Genomic DNA, 14,207 nt, shown 5'->3' on the forward strand with positions numbered 1-14,207 from the left:
GCTGAAGGCGGGCCAAGCTTCTTTAGCTCTGCCTTGAATCCGCTTTGACCACGGTTTAGTGGCTTGGCGATGACATTGTCCAACCATGAACCTGTGCGCGTCGCCGCGCTCTATAAATTTGCGGCGCTGGGCGACTTCGACGCGCTGCGGGAATTGCGCACGCCGCTTGCCGCCTTCTGCTGCGGCCGCGGCATCAAGGGCACGCTACTTCTGGCGCAGGAAGGCATCAACGGCACGGTCGCCGGCAGCGAGACCGATATTGCCGACCTGATCGCTTATCTCGAGGCCATCGAAGGTCTTGCCGATCTCGAGGTCAAATACAGCCACGCCGCCGAAATGCCGTTCCATCGCATGAAAGTGCGGCTGAAGCGCGAGATCGTCACCATGGGCGTCGAAGACCTCGACCCGGCGACGGGTGCAGGCACCTATGTCGCGCCGACCGACTGGAACGCGCTGATCTCGGATCCCGGCACCATCGTCATCGACACCCGCAATGCCTACGAGGTTTCGATCGGCACTTTCGAGCGCGCCGTCGATCCACAGACGTCGAGCTTTCGCGAATTCCCGGCCTGGGTGGAAAAGCATCGCGACGCGCTCGATGGCCGCAAGGTTGCGATGTTCTGCACCGGCGGCATTCGCTGCGAAAAGGCGACGGCCTATGTGAAGTCGCTCGGCTTTGAGGATGTGTTCCATCTCAAGGGCGGCATCCTCAGATATCTCGAAGAGGTGCCGGCCGAAGACAGCCTGTGGCAGGGCGAGTGTTTCGTCTTCGACGAGCGGGTCTCGGTCTCGCATGGGCTGACAGAGGGCGAAGCCGAACTGTGCCGCGCCTGCCGGCATCCGCTGACGCCGGAGGACCGGCTGTCGCCTCATTTTGCCACCGGCGTGTCCTGCCCACATTGCTTCGAAGCCCGCTCGGACGAGGATCGTGCCCGCTACGCCGAGCGCCAGCGCCAGGTCGAACTGGCGCAGGCGCAGGGCAGGGGACATATCGGCAGCTAGATCGGTATCGCTGGCTCAGTCACCACGCGACGGAATAGCGGTCGATCACCCACAGCCATGTGCCGTCGCTCTGCCGCCGCGCAACCTCGGAGGTTATCGTGCCGTCGGCAAGCCGGGTCGAGGTCAGCGCCAGGTCGCCATTGATTGCCGCCGGGCGCTGCTCGCCGCGCTGGAATTTTCGCCCGCTGGCGGCAAAGGCGTCGAACAGAGCGCGGATCGCACCGTGACCACGCGTCAATTCGGCTTCGCCGGTGTCGACGACGGCATCGGCTTCGAACAGCGCCACCATGCCGTCAATGTCTCCCACCCACTGCCGGTCAATCAGCAGGCGCTCGAGATCCTGCGGATCACGAGCCGGCTCGCGGTCAGGCTGATCGGTCACAGCAAAACTCCTTCGCCAATGTCGCGGCGACACTAACCGAAGCCGCGGCGGGTTTCGACACATCGAATTCGATTTCGCGGATTGCCGGCGCCGATAGCAAAGGGCGTACCCGTCATTGTAATGTCAATGTGCGGGCCCTACGTCTGCAACGTCCAAAACCTGCTCGTTCCTATCAGGCGCGGGCCCTTTTCTGGAGGCACCATGTTCGACCCCAAGAAGCTTCTCGACGACCTGCTCGGCTCGCAAGTCCCCGGCACCACCGGCACCGTTCGCGACAAGGCCGGGCAAGCCGTGCAGATGGCCAAGGACAATCCGCTGGCCGCCGGCGCGCTGGCCGCGGTGCTGCTGGGGACCGGCACCGGACGCCAGGTGACGGGCACTGCCATCAAGCTCGGCGGACTGGCTGCGATCGGCGGTCTCGCTTACAAGGCCTACCAGAACTACAAGGCCGGCAATGCGCCCGAGCAGGCGCCGGCGGCCGGCCAGCCGGAATTGCTGCCGCCGCCCGCCGACACCGCCTTCCATCCCTCGCAGGCGCCGCAAGGCGAGGACGAGTTCACGCTGACCCTGGTGCGGGCGATGATCTCGGCGGCCAAGGCCGACGGCCATGTCGACGACGCGGAGCGCGAAAAGATCGCCGGCAAGCTCAAGCTCGCCGGCGTCGGTTCCGATGCCGAAAAATTCCTGCTCGCCGAGCTGGACAGCCCGCTCGATCTCGACACGCTGGTCGCCGGCGCCAAGACCGACGAGCAGAGGCTTGAGCTTTACACGGCGTCGCGGCTGACCATCGATCCCGACACGCGCGCCGAACGCGGCTATCTCGACCTGCTCGCCGGCCGGCTCGGCCTGCCGGATGCGCTGGTCGACCATGTCGAGGCGACGGTGTCGGCGGCCAAGGTGGCGGTTCCGGCCGGGACCGCGCCGAACCCGCGCTGGTAGCCGGCGCTGCGGCGCGGCTAAGGCAGCACGACCGAGGCTGGAAGGCGCTTTAACGTCTCGTTTACCGAGGAAGCGCATGATTCTAGCAGTCGGATCGGCTTATCCTCCTCCCAAGCCCGGTTCAGATCAGGGGCGGTCGCCAATGACCGCCCTTTTTGTTCAGCCGATCACCGCGTGTTCGGCTTGCCATGATCCCCGTCATTTGCGATGCCTCGGTGCATTCGGATGCATCCCGATCTGTGCCGGGGATGCGCGGCGCGCAGGAGCAAAATCATGACAGCCCTCACAGAGAAAACCGCTATCGTCACCGGCGCCGGCACGGGCATCGGCAAGAGCGTCGCCACGGCTCTGCTCAAGGCGGGCTGGAACACGGTGTTCTGCGGCCGCCGCAAACAGGTGCTCGACGCCGCCATCGCCGAGGCCGGCAAGACGGACGCCAAGGCGCTGGCGGTTGCCTGCGACATCAGCAAGGCCGGCCAGGTCGATGACCTGTTCGAGACCGTGGCGGCGGCTTTCGGGCGCGTCGACCTGCTCTTCAACAATGCCGGCATGAGCTACAAGTCGACGCCGATCGACGAGATCCCGGTCGAGGTCTGGAACGACATTGTCGGCGTCAATCTTACCGGATCGTTCCTGTGCGCCCGCGCCGCCTTCGGCGCGATGCGCAAGCAACGGCCGATGGGTGGCCGCATCATCAACAACGGCTCGGTCTCGGCCTATGCGCCGCGGCCGGGCTCGGTGCCCTATACCGCCACCAAGCACGCCATAACAGGGCTGACCAAGACGTTGGCGCTCGACGGCCGGCCCTATGACATCGCCTGCGGCCAGATCGATATCGGCAATGCGCTGACCGACATGGCGTATGCCATGACCGTCGGCGTGCCGCAGGCCAACGGCTCGATCGCCGCCGAGGCGGTGATGGATGTCCAGCGCGTCGCCGACGCCGTCGTCCACATGGCCAGCCTGCCGCTCGACGCCAATGTGCTGTTCATGACGGTGATGGCGACGAAGATGCCGTTCGTGGGTAGGGGGTAGTGCAGGACATCATAGATGGCGAAAGTGCGGGACTTACTTACCCCAGCTATTGACCGGGTATGGCGTTCAGCAATGCACGACCATGGCTTTCAGCGGGCAGGTCGTCGCGATTTCGTCCGAGTTTGTGGTGGTATCCTGCACGAGTTCAATTTCCAGATCTCGGCGTCCGGATCGCGCGATTTCTGCGTCAATGTTGCAGCCTTCAGCATTGCGGGCAATGACATGCCGGTTCTTCAGCCTGGCTTTCGGCTGGCGGCGCCTAATGGCGCTGATGTTTGGTTGCCGTCAGCGTCCGCTGATGATGCAGAAAAATCGGCTATCACAATGCTTCAGCTTGCGATCGTTCAAGCGTTGCACTTTTTTGCGGAGAACAGCAGCTACCAACAACATGCCCGATATTTGCGCGCCCAGCGCTGGGGATCAGAACACCACCGATGGTTTCAAATCGGAGTCGCCGAGGCCGGGTCCTCTGATAAAGTCCGAGCGACGGAAGCTCTTAAAACTGCAATCTCATACTACATCGCTGACGGGCGCGACTGGTGCGCCGTTTGTATCGACCGCGCCGAAGCGCTCATCAGCGCTATCGATTCTGACCGGCACAATGAACTTCTTGAACAGTGGTACGACCAAAACAGGCGGATTCATCGGCTGCATTAGCGCGAAAACAGCCGCCTATTTCTGTGCTTCTTTCTTCAAAAACGCCTCGATCCGCTCCAGCGCGCGCAGGATGTTCTCTTCGGAATTGGCGTAGGAGAGCCTGATATAGCCTTCGCCGAGAATGCCGAAATCGGGGCCGCCGATCAGGGCCACGCCAGCTTCCTCCAGCAGCGCCGAGGCAAGTTTCTTTGCCTTCCAGCCGGTCTTCGAAACGTTGGGAAAGGCATAGAAGGCACCCTTCGGCGTGATGCAGGAGACGCCGGGCAGGGCGTTCAGCCCCTCGACCACGATCTTCCTGCGGTTGTCGAAGGCGCGCATCATCTTGTCGACATCGTCCTGCGGGCCGTCGATGGCAGCGATGCCGGCGAACTGGCTGGGCGCGTTGACGCAGGACCAGCAATTGACGGCCAGCTTGCGCACCTTGTCGTAGAGGTGGGCGCCCTTGTCGCCGTTCGGCCAGATCGACCAGCCCATGCGCCAGCCGGTCATCGCCCAGGTCTTCGACCAGCCGTTGAGTACGATCAGCCGGTCGCGGATTTCAGGGAAATTGAGCAGCGAGAAATGCGTCTCGCCGTCATAGGTCATGACGTCGTAAATCTCATCGGAAAGGATGGCGACCTGCGGGTGCTTCTCCAGTCCCTTGACCAGCTTCACGATCTCGGCGCGCGGTGTGACGCCGCCGGTCGGGTTTGCCGGCGAGTTGAGGATCAGGAGCCTGGTCTTCGACGTAATCAGCGCCAGCGTCTCCTCAGCCGAGAAGGCAAAGCCGTTCTCCTCGCGGATCGGCACTGGAATGGGTGCAGCGCCGGTGAACTCGATCATCGAGCGGTAGATCGGGAAGCCGGGGTCGGGATAGAGGATCTCCGCGCTTGGTTCGCCGAACATCAGGATTGCCGCGAACATGGTCGGCTTGCCGCCGGGCAGGATCATCACATTCTCGGGCGAGACCTCGACGCCGGTGGTGGTCAGCGTGCGCCGCACCACCGCTTCGCGCGTCGCCAGCAGGCCGTTGGCCGGCGTATAGCCATGATGGCCGTCGCGCAGCGCCTTGATCGCCGCCTCGACAATGTGCTGCGGCGTCTTGAAGTCGGGCTGGCCGATGCCGAGGTTGACGATGTCGCGGCCCTGTTGCGCCAGCGCCGTCGCCCTCGCGAGCACCGCAAAGGCGTTTTCCTCGCCGAGGCGGTCGAAGGCCGAAATCGTGTGGAGCATTTTTCCCGTCCGTGTGGTTCTTACTGTTGGGTCGCGTTTTTGTGAGCGTCTGCTCACAAAAGTCAAACGGATTGGAGTTTTACGTGTCCGAAAATCTCAAAGACTGGCAAGTGCGTCCGCGACCCGAACGCAAGCCCATTGACGGCCGCTATGTCCGGCTCGAACCGCTGAGCGCCGAAAAGCACGGCGATGGGCTCTATGAAGCCTCATCTGTGCCCGACATCGATGGCCGCTTTGCCTGGCTGCCCGACTATCCGCCGCAGACCCGCGCCGATTTCCAGCCATGGCTGGACAAGGTCGAGGCCAGCGAAGATCCGCTGTTCTTCACGGTCATCGACAAGGCCAGCGGCAAGGTCGCCGGGCGGCAGACACTGATGCGCATCGATCCCACCTATGGCGTCATCGAGATCGGTAACATCTATTGGGGGCCGCTGATTTCGCGGAAGCCTGCGGCGACCGAGGCGCAGTTCCTGTTCATGAAGTATATTTTCGACGGGCTCGGTTATCGCCGCTACGAGTGGAAATGCAACAACCGCAACGAGCCGTCAAAGCGCGCGGCGGAACGGTTCGGCTTCAAGTTCGAGGGCATTTTCCGCCAACATCTTGTGGTCAAGGGTGAAAACCGCGATACCGCGTGGTACTCGATCATCGACAAGGAATGGCCGTCCTTGCGCAAAGCCTATGAGGCATGGCTCGACCCGGCCAATTTCGATGGCGAAGGCGGGCAGAAGCGGCGGCTCGAGGATTTCCGCGCCGAATTCGGCGCGTAACAGGAGTTTCGGCGATGGCGCATAGCCATGATCATGGTTCGCATGCTGGCCACAGCCACGGCGCCGGTCACGTGCATGGCTCGACCGACAAGAAACGCGTGCTGATCGCGGCTTGCCTGACCGCCGGCTTCATGGTCGCCGAAGTGCTGGGCGGCCTTTTGACGGGATCGCTGGCGCTGTTGGCTGATGCCGGCCACATGCTCGCCGATTCGATCGCGCTCGGTCTCGCTTGGTATGCCTTCCATCTTGGCGGACGGCCGGCGACGGTGCGCCTCACCTATGGCTTCGGCCGGGTCAAGACGCTGGTCGCCTACACCAACGGCATCGCCATCTTCGCCATCGCGCTGTGGATCATCTACGAAGCCTGGGGCCGCCTGATGACGCCGGCGCCGGTGCTCGGCGGGCCGATGCTGGTGGTGGCGGTCGTCGGCCTCGCGGTCAACATCGCATCGTTCTTCGTGCTGCATGGCGGCGACCGCGACAGCCTCAACATGCGCGGCGCCATCCTGCATGTGCTGGGCGACCTTCTCGGCTCGGCGGCGGCGATCGTCGCGGCGCTGGTCATCCTGGCGACCGGCTGGACGCCGATCGATCCGATCCTGTCGGTGCTGGTCTCGGTGCTGATCCTGTCCACCGCCTGGTCGCTGATGCGCGAAGCCGCCCATGTCCTGCTCGAAGGCGTGCCGGCGAGCCTCGACCGCGATCTCATCGCCAAGGATATCGCTGGCACGGTCAAGGGCGTGCGCGAGGTGCACCACATGCATGTCTGGTCGCTGGATGGCTCCAGCAACATGGCGACGCTGCATGCCTGCCTCAATGATGGCGTTGATGCGCATCAGGCGGTCAGCGCCATCAAGAAGCGGCTCGCCGCCGAACACGGCATCAGCCATGCCACCGTCGAGCCGGAATTCGGCCAGTGCGCCGACAGCCATGACGAGCACGACCACGATCATGACCACGACCATGGTGCGCCACCGCATCACGGCCATTATCATTGACAGGAAATTTCATGGCATTGGCACCTGATTTGACGAGTTCCCGCAGCGTCGGGACGGCGTGATGGATCGCGACACGCGAAACGCGGCGATTGCCGCACTCTGGATCATGCTGCTGTTCGGCATCGCGGCGTTCTATCTGCCGACCGTGATGCTGGCTGTAGGCAGTATCTCGACCGTACTTGCCGGCATCGTCGGCACCGCCTTCGTGCTGGCATTCTTTCTGGTGTTCTGGTTGCGCGGGCGCCGCCAGAACAAGGACAAATAAGAGGCTCTTACAAATGCGCATTCTAATCACTGGTGCAGCCGGCATGGTCGGCCGCAAGCTTATCGCCCGGCTGGCCAAGGACGGCACGCTCAACGGCCGCAAGATCACGGCACTCGACCTGCACGACATCGTGCCGCCACAGGCGCCGGCGATGGACGGCGTCAGCATCGCCACGCATACGGGCGACCTTGCTGAGGCGGGCGCCGCAGAGAGCCTGGTCGCCTCACGCCCCGACGTCATGTTCCATCTCGCCGGCATCGTGTCGGGCGAGGCGGAAGCCAATTTCGATCTTGGCTACCGCGTCAATCTCGACGGCACCAGGGCGCTGTTCGACGCGGTCCGGCTGGCGGGCTTTGCACCACGCCTCGTCTTCACCTCATCGATCGCAGTGTTCGGCGCGCCGTTCCCGGATGTCATCCCTGACGACTTCCACCCGACGCCGCTGACCTCCTACGGCACCCAGAAGCAGATGAGCGAGGCGCTGCTCGCCGACTATTCCAGGCGGGGTTTCTTCGACGGCATTGGCATAAGGCTGCCGACGATTTGCGTGCGCCCGGGCAAGCCGAACAAGGCGGCCTCGGGCTTCTTCTCCGGCATCATCCGCGAGCCGCTGAGCGGGCAGGAGGCGATCCTGCCGGTGCCGCGCTCGGTGCTGCACACCCACGCCAGCCCGCGCTCGGCGGTGAACTTCCTGATCCATGCCGCGGGGATCGATGGTGCCGCCGTCGGACCGCGCCGTAATCTCACCATGCCCGGCGTCGCCGTCACGGTCGGCGAGCAGATCGAGGCGCTGGAACGCATTGCCGGCGCCGAGGTCGTGAAGCTGATCCGCGAACAGCCGGACGAAACAATCTGGGCGATCGTCAAGGGTTGGCCAACGCGCTTCGAGGCTAAGCGGTCAAGGGACCTCGGCTTCACCGCCGAGAAGAGCTTTGACGAGATCATCCGCGCGCATATCGAGGATGAGCTGGGCGGGAAGGTCGTGGGTCAGGCCTGATCGGAGGGATCAAACGCTGCCGGACAGGCTCGCCGACAAAAGCAGCAATCCGAACAGGAAGACGAAGGCGGCGCCGCCGATTTCGACGAATGTGTGGATGCGATTGCCCATGCGGCCGTCGCCAGCGAAATAGACCGCCCAGTTCTTGGCGGTGACCGCGATCGTCGCCAGCGCCGAGACGGTGATGGCGGTGCCGATCGACATCGCCAACACCGACAGCAGCCCGCCGAGCCACAGGCCGTTGAGCAGCGCGAAGCTGAGCACGATCAGCGCGCCGGAGCAGGGGCGAATGCCGACGGCGGCCACCGCCGACCAGGCCGTGCGCCAGTCGAAGCGGTCGCCCGACAGCAGCGCCGGATCGGGCGCATGCGAATGGCCGCACGTGTCGCAGACCTCGCCCGCCGCGTGATCATGATGCGCGTGATCGTGATGAGCTTGGTCGTGATGGGTATGATCGTGTGTGGCGTGATCGTGGGCGCCGTGATCGTGATGATCGTGCGAATGGTCGTGCTCGTCATGCACATGCAAGGCATGCGCATGCGCCGCATGGCTGTGAGCGGTATGCGAATGGCCGGCGTGAGAGTGACCGCCATGCGAATGGCCCGCATGCGAATGGCCGCCATGGGAATGGCCGGCATGCGCCGCCGACAGGCTGTAGGCGGGCGCCTTGCCGAACCAGCGCTGGACCGTCGGCCCAAGCTTGCGCCACAACAGCCAGGCGCCGAACAGAGTGACGAAGACATAGCTCATGATTTCCATGAACCAGGCCGCGTCGGTCATCGAGATGGCGGTGCCGCGCAGGACGAAATAGGCAAGCAGCATCACCACGATCGCGGTCAGGCCCTGCAGCAGCGCCGAGACGAAGGACAACAGGATGCCGCGCTTGAGCGCCACTTCATTGGCCACCATGTAGGAGGAGATCACCGCCTTGCCGTGGCCGGGGCCGGCGGCGTGGAAAATGCCGTAGGCGAAGGACAGGCCGATCAGCAGCCACATCTTGCTGCCGTCCTCGCGCATCGCCTTCATCGCGGTGGCCAGCGCGCGATAAAATTCCTGCTGGCGCAGATTGATCCACATCAGGATGTGGGCGAACGGTCCGGTGGTAGGAGCCATGCCGTCATTGACGCCGATGCCGAGCGAACTCTGGGCGTGGGCCTGCCCGAGAAAGTGCGTCATCACCAGGGCAGCGGCCACGAGGCCGAATGCCAAACGCAGGGACGGTTTCATCACCGGATCTATCCTTCTGGCGGGCAGTTCAGTTCGAGCTTGGTGGCAAAGATCTTGCTCATGTCGGTGCCTGTCGGGTCGTTGAAGAAGGCTTCCGTCAGGGTCTTCTGGTTTTCCTTGATCGCCTCGTCCGGGTCGGGCCGGATGACCTTGCTGGTGCAGTTCGAGGGCAGGCCTTCAACGGTGATGTTGGAATCCTCGGTGAAATCGATCGCCGTGTAGAAGGTCGGATCATAGACGCCGAAATCGATCTTGCCGGCGAGCTTGATCGGCTCCTTCGGTTCGGATTCGAACAGGATGATCAACTGGTCGTTGTCGAAATTGGCCATCAGGTGCGGCGGCGGCGTCATCGGCACGTCCTTGCCGTCGACGGTGACGAGCTGGAAATAGTTGAACTCGGCCAGCGAGGCATGGACGGTGTCGGCGACATCCTTCAGCTCCTTGTCGTCAAGCTTCAGGTCGGAGTTCTTGTCGAATTCCATCATCACCGTACTCGAAAACAAATCGTCGAAGCGCCAGAGATGGCGCAGCGCTTTCACACTTTGGTGATCCGGGGACAGGATCACGTCGAGGCGGGCCTCGGCGAAGACATGAGGATGCGCGCCAGCCGCTCCGACGGCGGCAAAAGTCGCCGCCAAGGCCGAAGCCAGCATGATTGCGTGCTGTTTCAGGTGCATTCTCGGTCGCTGTTCCATCGGCCTCTGAGAGATTTCGAGAGGTTACCAGAAAGCGGGCGAAATTGGGACCGCTGCTGCGTGTCGCCCAAAAGTGCGAAGTGGCTTTGGGACAACGACACGCACCCAACAAAAACTCAAAGCGGAAAGCGCGTTGACGGCAAAAGCCGGTCAGGCGCCCTCGCGGTTCTTGAACCACTGCACCAGGAAATCGACAAAAACGCGGACCTTGGCCGGCAGATAGCGGCGATGCGGGTAGACGGCGAAAATGCCGCTGCCCGACTGAATGCGGTCGTCGAGCAAAGAAACCAGCCGGCCCGATGCGAGGTCGGGGGCGGCGATGAAATCGGGCAGGATGGCGAAGCCCAGGCCCGACACGGCGGCGGCACGCGCGGCCATCGGACTGTTGACCTCGATCGGCCCCGACACGTTGACGCTGACCGACTCCTCGCCCTCGCCCTTGAAGCGCCAGTTGGCGAGTGAACGGCCATTGGTGTCGACGATGCAGGGCATGTTGGCGAGATCCTGCGGGCGCGTCGGCTTGCCGTGCCTGGCGATCAGCTCCGGCGATGCGCACAGCCTGACCGAAAATGGCCCGAGCCGCCGGGCGATCAGCGAGGAGTTCTCCAGCCGCGAAATGCGCACGGCAAGATCGAAGCCTTCTTCGACCAGATCGACAAAACGGTCGTCGAGATGGATGTCGAGCACGATATCGGGATGCTGCTTGGCGAAGTCGATCAGTGACTGGCCGATCGGCGCGTCGGCGAAGGTGCGCGCCGCGGAGAGCTTGATCCGGCCACGCACGTCGCCCGAGGATTCGCGCACGGCGTCGGCCAGGCTGTCGACCTCGCGCACGATTTCCGAAGCGCGGCTGTAATAGGTATGGCCGGCCTCGGTCATCGAGAACTGCCGCGTGGTGCGGTTGAGGAGCAGCGCGCCGAGCTCGTCCTCGAGTTCGCGCACATATTTCGACAGCAGCGCCTTGGAGCGACCGATCTTGCGCGCGGCGGCCGAAAAGCCTTCGGCCTCGACGACGTCGATGAAGGCGCGCATGCGGGTCAGTGTGTCCATGGATCAGGCCTTTCGTGCCGTATCGAGAAGCCGCCGGCCGAGCCGTATCAGGGCAATGTCGCTGCCGGGAGGGCCGAGAAGCGAGAGGCCGAAAGGGGCGCCGTCAACCGAGCCGAGCGGCAAGGTGATTTGCGGAAAGCCTGAAAGACCCGAAAGACACAGAAGATGCAAGGCCCTTTCGCGGTAGGCCTGGAGCTGTTCAGCCGTGCTGTTGACGAGAGGGGCGGGGCCTGGAACCGTGGGCAGGACCAGAAACCCGTCCTGGCCGAGCAGAGCGGCGAGCTCGGAGCGGAAGGCCAAGCGGCGCGCCGCTTCGGCCTGCGCCGTCTTTGCGTCGATCGTCCGGCCAAAGCCGAAGCGTTCCTCGACGCCCGGCCCGAGATCACGCTCGCCCGAGATGATCCAGCCGCCGTGCTGGTTCCAGGCCTCGGCCGCCTGCAGACGGCGAAAGCACCAGTAGAGCTCGTCCGGGAAGGAAGCGAAGACGTATTCCACCGGCTTTGGTTCGCCGACGACGGTGGCCGCCAGCGCCCTCATCCTGGCATACTCGGCGGCCTCGGCGGGGCCGGCGACGAAGGCATCCAGCCAGCGGATCGAAAGCGGACGGTTAAGCGGGTGCTGGTGCGGGTCGCGGCCGAGCAGCAATTTGCCGATCGTCTCATAGGTCTCGATGTCGTCGGCGAACCAGCCGAACGTGTCGAAGCTCGGTGCCAGCTTCATCGTGCCTTCCAGCGAAATGCGGCCATGCGTGGTGCGCAGTCCGATCAACCCGCAAAAGCTCGCCGGCGTGCGGATCGAGCCGCCGGTGTCGGAGCCGGTGGCGATGTCGGCAAGCTTGCCGGCCACCGCTGCCGCCGACCCGGACGACGAGCCGCCGGTGACGCGGTCGGGCGCGGCCGGGTTCACCGGAAACGGAAAATGCGCGTTCTGGCCCATCAGCGAGAAAGCGAGCTCATCGGTCTGTGTCTTGCCGATGAAGCGTGCGCCGGCATCGAGAATCTTCTGCACGGCGGGTGCGGTGCTGGAGGCGGCGTGGGCTTCGGCGAATTTCACCAGATTGCCGCAACCGGTGCGATAGCCGGCGACGTCGTAAATGTCCTTGACGGCCAGCCTGAGCCCCGCCAGCGGTCCCAGTTCCGCATTGGCAACCGGCATTCGACGCAGATCGAGAAAGGCGTTGAGCGGGCCGTGCGTGCCTGTCATCGTTCGATATCCGGATACGGTTGGCGCAGCATTGTTCGATGCCAGAAATTTTACAACCTGGGATACGATTTTTATTGATTGTGAAATCTTTCGATCTTATATCGCGCTTGCCCAAAGTCGCACGTGCCTGTGGGTGTCCGCCGATCCTCGAATGGTGAGGGAAATCGGTAAGGTAACTGGAGCTAACCCCTCCAGTCGGTCTAGCGGCCAACCGCCAGCCCGAGGACACCTTGAAGCAACGACGGTGCGGGCCTTTCTGGTGTTCTGCCGGTTGTCCAAAGACCGGGGTTACTGAAGAGGCACACCTTCATTGCCGGCAGTGCGGACGGGTCTCCCATCCAAGCCAAGGCAGACAAAGCGAACCGAGGCCGGGCAAGGCCAAGGTTCACCGCCGCGAGACGGCGTTTCATGGTTCCGGGGTCTCCACCGGCTGGTTCCATGAATTTCCGTCCCGCCTTTGTCCACCGCGAGTTCGCGAGGCTGACAGCCCGCGTCCCGCAGCCTTATTGCGCGCCGCAAGGCGTTTATGGAGAGACCCCGATGGCCACCCAGCGCATCCTTGACTTCCTCGCCACCCGACGTCCGTCCGGCCCCTGCCTCGTCGTCGACCTCGATGTCGTGCGCGACAATTTCCGCGCCTTCGAAAAGGCGTTGCCCGATTCCAAGATCTACTATGCGGTGAAAGCAAACCCGGCGCCGGAAATCCTGCGCCTGCTTGCTGCGATGGGCTCGTCCTTCGACACCGCTTCCGTTGCCGAAGTCGAGATGGCGATGGACGCCGGTGCGCCGGCGGACCGCATCTCTTTCGGCAACACCATCAAGAAGGAGCGTGACATTGCACGCGCCTACCAGCTCGGCATCCGGCTGTTCGCGGTCGATTGCGTCGAGGAAGTCGACAAGATCGCCCGCGTCGCTCCCGGCGCCCGCGTGTTCTGCCGCGTCCTGACCGACGGCGAAGGTGCTGAATGGCCGCTGTCGCGCAAGTTCGGTTGCGTGCCTGACATGGCCGTCGACGTGCTGCGCCATGCCAAGACACTCGGCCTCGACGCCTATGGCGTGTCGTTCCATGTCGGCTCGCAGCAGACCGACCTGACGGCCTGGGACCGCGCGCTGGGCGACGCCAAGAAGGTGTTCGCCACGCTCGCCGACGAAGGCATCGTGTTGAAGATGGTCAATATGGGCGGCGGTTTCCCGACGCGCTATTTGCGTGACGTGCCGGCGGCCCGGGCTTATGGCCAGGCGATCTTCTCGGCGCTGCGCAAGCATTTCGGCAATGCCATCCCGGAGACCATCATCGAGCCGGGCCGCGGCATGGTCGGAAATGCCGGCGTCATCAAGTCGGAAGTCGTGCTGATCTCGAAGAAAGCCGACAACGACAATGTGCGCTGGGTGTTCCTCGACATCGGCAAGTTCGGCGGTCTGGCCGAGACGATGGACGAGGCGATCCGCTACCCGCTCGTCACCCGCCACGACGGTTCGGAGACCGCCCCTTGCGTGCTCGCCGGCCCGACCTGCGATTCGGCCGACGTGATGTACGAGAAGACGCCGTATCCGCTGCCGCTGTCGTTGACCATCGGCGACGAGGTGCTGATCGAAGGCACCGGCGCCTACACGACCACCTACTCGGCGGTCGCCTTCAACGGCTTCGAGCCTCTCCGATCCTACGTGATCTGACGGTTCTTTATTTGGCGCATTTTCGGACGGCGAACCGGTTTCCACTTCGCCTGAAAATGCTCTGAGAACCGATCAGATCATCCCAAGTAGGCGTCAGTCGC

15 protein-coding genes are annotated in these 14,207 nt (G+C 63.6%); 9 read left to right on the forward strand and 6 right to left on the reverse strand.

All coding sequences use genetic code 11. The annotated features are described in order from the left end of the window. Positions 1-69 precede the first annotated feature (69 nt). A complete protein-coding gene (gene trhO / locus H0241_RS11190) occupies positions 70-1,002 on the forward strand; it encodes an oxygen-dependent tRNA uridine(34) hydroxylase TrhO (RefSeq protein ID WP_181057472.1) in 933 nt (310 codons plus the stop codon). Between the two features lie 19 nt (positions 1,003-1,021). Here the strand turns inward: trhO and H0241_RS11195 are convergent, their stop codons facing one another. Continuing rightward, a complete protein-coding gene (locus H0241_RS11195; protein WP_181057473.1) occupies positions 1,022-1,384 on the reverse strand; it encodes a YybH family protein in 363 nt (120 codons plus the stop codon). Between the two features lie 201 nt (positions 1,385-1,585). On the opposite strand from H0241_RS11195, the gene H0241_RS11200 reads away from it, so the two are divergent. The 3 genes from H0241_RS11200 (at position 1,586) to H0241_RS11210 (ending at position 4,015) form a co-directional block, all read left to right on the forward strand. Further along, positions 1,586-2,323, forward strand: coding sequence for a tellurite resistance TerB family protein (locus tag H0241_RS11200; protein WP_181057474.1), 738 nt, complete (start codon positions 1,586-1,588; stop codon positions 2,321-2,323). 273 nt (positions 2,324-2,596) lie between these two features. Then, positions 2,597-3,358 (forward strand): SDR family oxidoreductase, encoded by a 762-nt coding sequence (locus tag H0241_RS11205; RefSeq protein ID WP_181057475.1) that lies wholly within the window; start codon positions 2,597-2,599, stop codon positions 3,356-3,358. A 15-nt stretch (positions 3,359-3,373) separates the two neighbouring features. Next, positions 3,374-4,015, forward strand: coding sequence for a hypothetical protein (locus H0241_RS11210; RefSeq protein ID WP_181057476.1), 642 nt, complete (start codon positions 3,374-3,376; stop codon positions 4,013-4,015). 15 nt (positions 4,016-4,030) lie between these two features. Here H0241_RS11210 and H0241_RS11215 read toward each other — a convergent pair whose 3' ends face one another. After that, positions 4,031-5,227: a pyridoxal phosphate-dependent aminotransferase gene (locus tag H0241_RS11215; protein ID WP_181057477.1), complete on the reverse strand. Its 1,197-nt coding sequence runs from the start codon at positions 5,225-5,227 to the stop codon at positions 4,031-4,033. Positions 5,228-5,310: 83 nt separating this feature from the next. On the opposite strand from H0241_RS11215, the gene H0241_RS11220 reads away from it, so the two are divergent. From H0241_RS11220 to denD, 4 genes are read left to right on the forward strand one after another with little or no spacing between them, the layout of a single operon-like run. Continuing rightward, the gene (locus H0241_RS11220) at positions 5,311-5,997 is read left to right on the forward strand and encodes a GNAT family N-acetyltransferase (protein ID WP_181057478.1); all 687 of its coding nucleotides are present in this window, start codon (positions 5,311-5,313) and stop codon (positions 5,995-5,997) included. 14 nt (positions 5,998-6,011) lie between these two features. Then, positions 6,012-6,995, forward strand: coding sequence for a cation diffusion facilitator family transporter (locus H0241_RS11225; RefSeq protein WP_181057479.1), 984 nt, complete (start codon positions 6,012-6,014; stop codon positions 6,993-6,995). A gap of 58 nt (positions 6,996-7,053) precedes the next feature. Further along, on the forward strand, positions 7,054-7,260 hold the full coding sequence (locus H0241_RS11230; protein WP_407941737.1) for a hypothetical protein: 207 nt from the start codon (positions 7,054-7,056) through the stop codon (positions 7,258-7,260). Between the two features lie 13 nt (positions 7,261-7,273). Further along, a complete protein-coding gene (gene denD / locus H0241_RS11235; RefSeq protein WP_181057481.1) occupies positions 7,274-8,257 on the forward strand; it encodes a D-erythronate dehydrogenase in 984 nt (327 codons plus the stop codon). Positions 8,258-8,266: 9 nt separating this feature from the next. Here the strand turns inward: denD and H0241_RS11240 are convergent, their stop codons facing one another. The 4 genes from H0241_RS11240 to H0241_RS11255 form a co-directional block, all read right to left on the reverse strand. Next, positions 8,267-9,484, reverse strand: a complete 1,218-nt coding sequence (locus H0241_RS11240; RefSeq protein ID WP_210284873.1) for a nickel/cobalt transporter — start codon at positions 9,482-9,484, stop codon at positions 8,267-8,269. A gap of 8 nt (positions 9,485-9,492) precedes the next feature. After that, positions 9,493-10,161: a DUF1007 family protein gene (locus H0241_RS11245; protein WP_181057482.1), complete on the reverse strand. Its 669-nt coding sequence runs from the start codon at positions 10,159-10,161 to the stop codon at positions 9,493-9,495. A gap of 168 nt (positions 10,162-10,329) precedes the next feature. Beyond that, positions 10,330-11,229, reverse strand: coding sequence for a LysR family transcriptional regulator (locus H0241_RS11250; RefSeq protein WP_181057483.1), 900 nt, complete (start codon positions 11,227-11,229; stop codon positions 10,330-10,332). Positions 11,230-11,232: 3 nt separating this feature from the next. Further along, positions 11,233-12,432 carry an amidase gene (locus tag H0241_RS11255; RefSeq protein ID WP_181057484.1) on the reverse strand — a complete coding sequence of 400 codons (1,200 nt, stop codon included), beginning with the start codon at positions 12,430-12,432 and terminating at the stop codon, positions 11,233-11,235. Positions 12,433-12,972: 540 nt separating this feature from the next. On the opposite strand from H0241_RS11255, the gene odc2 reads away from it, so the two are divergent. Next, positions 12,973-14,106 carry an ornithine/lysine decarboxylase gene (odc2, locus tag H0241_RS11260; RefSeq protein WP_181057485.1) on the forward strand — a complete coding sequence of 378 codons (1,134 nt, stop codon included), beginning with the start codon at positions 12,973-12,975 and terminating at the stop codon, positions 14,104-14,106. Positions 14,107-14,207 lie beyond the last annotated feature (101 nt).

Origin of the sequence: Mesorhizobium neociceri (genome assembly GCF_013520985.1) — a bacterium.
GTDB classification, from domain to species: domain Bacteria; phylum Pseudomonadota; class Alphaproteobacteria; order Rhizobiales; family Rhizobiaceae; genus Mesorhizobium; species Mesorhizobium neociceri.

Bases quoted from the DNA above. Each gene is read 5' to 3' on its own strand.
- trhO (WP_181057472.1), top strand. From the start codon at position 70: ATGACATTGTCCAACCATGAACCTGTGCGCGTCGCCGCGCTCTATAAA.
- H0241_RS11255 (WP_181057484.1), bottom strand. From the start codon at position 12,432: ATGACAGGCACGCACGGCCCGCTCAACGCCTTTCTCGATCTGCGTCGA.
- H0241_RS11225 (WP_181057479.1), top strand. From the start codon at position 6,012: ATGGCGCATAGCCATGATCATGGTTCGCATGCTGGCCACAGCCACGGC.
- H0241_RS11200 (WP_181057474.1), top strand. From the start codon at position 1,586: ATGTTCGACCCCAAGAAGCTTCTCGACGACCTGCTCGGCTCGCAAGTC.
- denD (WP_181057481.1), top strand. From the start codon at position 7,274: ATGCGCATTCTAATCACTGGTGCAGCCGGCATGGTCGGCCGCAAGCTT.
- H0241_RS11210 (WP_181057476.1), top strand. From the start codon at position 3,374: ATGGCGAAAGTGCGGGACTTACTTACCCCAGCTATTGACCGGGTATGG.
- H0241_RS11240 (WP_210284873.1), bottom strand. From the start codon at position 9,484: ATGAAACCGTCCCTGCGTTTGGCATTCGGCCTCGTGGCCGCTGCCCTG.
- H0241_RS11245 (WP_181057482.1), bottom strand. From the start codon at position 10,161: ATGCACCTGAAACAGCACGCAATCATGCTGGCTTCGGCCTTGGCGGCG.
- H0241_RS11215 (WP_181057477.1), bottom strand. From the start codon at position 5,227: ATGCTCCACACGATTTCGGCCTTCGACCGCCTCGGCGAGGAAAACGCC.
- H0241_RS11250 (WP_181057483.1), bottom strand. From the start codon at position 11,229: ATGGACACACTGACCCGCATGCGCGCCTTCATCGACGTCGTCGAGGCC.
- H0241_RS11205 (WP_181057475.1), top strand. From the start codon at position 2,597: ATGACAGCCCTCACAGAGAAAACCGCTATCGTCACCGGCGCCGGCACG.
- odc2 (WP_181057485.1), top strand. From the start codon at position 12,973: ATGGCCACCCAGCGCATCCTTGACTTCCTCGCCACCCGACGTCCGTCC.